The organism is Bradyrhizobium sp. (assembly GCF_016462955.1).
Lineage (GTDB): Bacteria > Pseudomonadota > Alphaproteobacteria > Rhizobiales > Xanthobacteraceae > Bradyrhizobium.
On sequence record NZ_JAEMSD010000477.1, the window covers coordinates 3577 to 5205 of the forward strand.

Genomic DNA, 1629 nt, shown 5'->3' on the forward strand with positions numbered 1-1629 from the left:
GACTGCCGCCGCCGGACAAGCCGGCTGCGGCGCCTGGACGAGCGGCGCGGGCGCCGCTGGGCCGGCATCTGCCGTCGGCCGCAGGCTGCGGTTGGAGGACACCGTGACACAGGAGGCGGATCGGCATTTGCGCGGCGCTTCGACATGGACCCGGTGGCCGCCGATCGAGAAGGTGTAAGAGCCCGCCTGCGCTGTTGGCGCGATCGCCATCAGCGCGATCGATGTGCCAAGCCAGGTTGCAAGCCAAGTCGCAAGCCGCTGCATCGGCGTCTCCCTCGATGTCACGGCGACTCTATCAGGCCAGGTGCGGCTGAATGTGCGCTACCTCACCCAGGCGGCCGCGCTCGTTGTGATGCCCATCACAGAACCCCTGACCACCCCGGCGTAGGGTCGAACCACGCTTCATCCACCAGCGACCAGTCCATCGGGACCGCGCTATTTTCGGAGGTTGTCATGAACAGGCTCACCATCGCCGCCGCCGCCCTCTTCCTCGCTTCGACGGCTGCCGCGCACGCCGGCAATTCGATCTCGTTCCAGATCGAGGGCCAGCGCATCCGCATCGAGACGCCGCGCAACTGCGCTTCGCTCAATTGCGTGACCATCGTGGCGCCCGGCCTGTCCGACAAGCCGATCAAGCTGAACAACATCAATCTCAAGGGTCTCGGCGGCTCGAAGGATGATGACGAAGATACCACGCCGGCTCCGGCGACGACGACGGCGCAGCCCGCGCCGGCCCCCGTCCAGCAGCAGCCCTTGCCGCAGGCGACCGCGCCGGCCGCACCAGCCGCGACAGCACCCGCGGCCCCGGCCGCGAGCGTTGCTGCCGCTCCCTCCGTCGGCTTCGACGGCACGCAGCCTTCTCCCGTCGCTGCGCCTGCTCCCGTGGCCGCCCCCGCACCCGTCGCTGCTGCTCCGGCACCGGCTCCCGTGGCGGCCGCGCCGGTGGCAGCGGCGAACACCCCGATCGGCATTTGGGCCACCGAAGAGAACAAGGGCAATGTCCGCGTCGAGCAGTGTGGCGTCAATCTCTGCGGCTACGCCGAGAAGACCAACGAGCGCGTCCTGATCAACATGAAGCCCGAGGGATCGAAGTGGAGCGGCCGCATTCGCGACCCCAACTCCGGCCGCAACTACGATTCCACGATCTCGATGAAGGGTCCGAACACGATGCGCGTGCAGGGCTGCGCCTTCGGCGGCATGTTCTGCGGCGGCCAGACCTGGAAGCGCGTGGGCTGACACCGACGGTGTCACATCGCAAAGCATACGACGTCGTCATGCCCGGGCTTGTCCCGGGCATCCACGCTCTCCGGATCGTGTGTCAAGTCGTGGATGGCCGGGTCAAGCCCGGCCATGACGATGTGGAGATAGCCAGTCCTCCATCAGCATTGCGCGCGTGCAAACGCCCTCTCGACACGCGTTCATCCGCCATTCAGCCATCCCCCGTTGAAATCGCGCGATCTCGCCTCGCCTTCTCACCGGGACCTTCTCGTGACTTCATTGGTAGCCTGGCGCCGTCTCGTCGTCGCGCTCGTCCTGCCCGCCTTGGCGCTGGCCGGCAGCAACATGGCATTCGGCTCCGAGCCCATCGAGATCGCCCAGGCGCAGCCGCAGCCGGCGCCCGCCCCCTCC

Annotated in this window: 1 protein-coding gene and 1 pseudogene; one reads left to right on the top strand and one right to left on the bottom strand. The window is 67.9% G+C overall.

The window, feature by feature from the left end; all coding sequences use genetic code 11:
• Positions 1-264: pseudogene (locus JHD07_RS32170) on the bottom strand (DUF2147 domain-containing protein); the annotation flags it as partial.
• A gap of 189 nt (positions 265-453) precedes the next feature.
• Between JHD07_RS32170 and JHD07_RS32175 the strand changes: the two are divergent.
• Entirely contained in the window at positions 454-1236 is a 783-nt protein-coding gene (locus JHD07_RS32175) for a DUF2147 domain-containing protein (protein WP_291629464.1), read from the top strand.
• Positions 1237-1629 lie beyond the last annotated feature (393 nt).

Excerpts from the sequence above, each read along its gene's own strand:
- JHD07_RS32175 (WP_291629464.1), top strand. The coding sequence starts at position 454 with ATGAACAGGCTCACCATCGCCGCCGCCGCCCTCTTCCTCGCTTCGACG.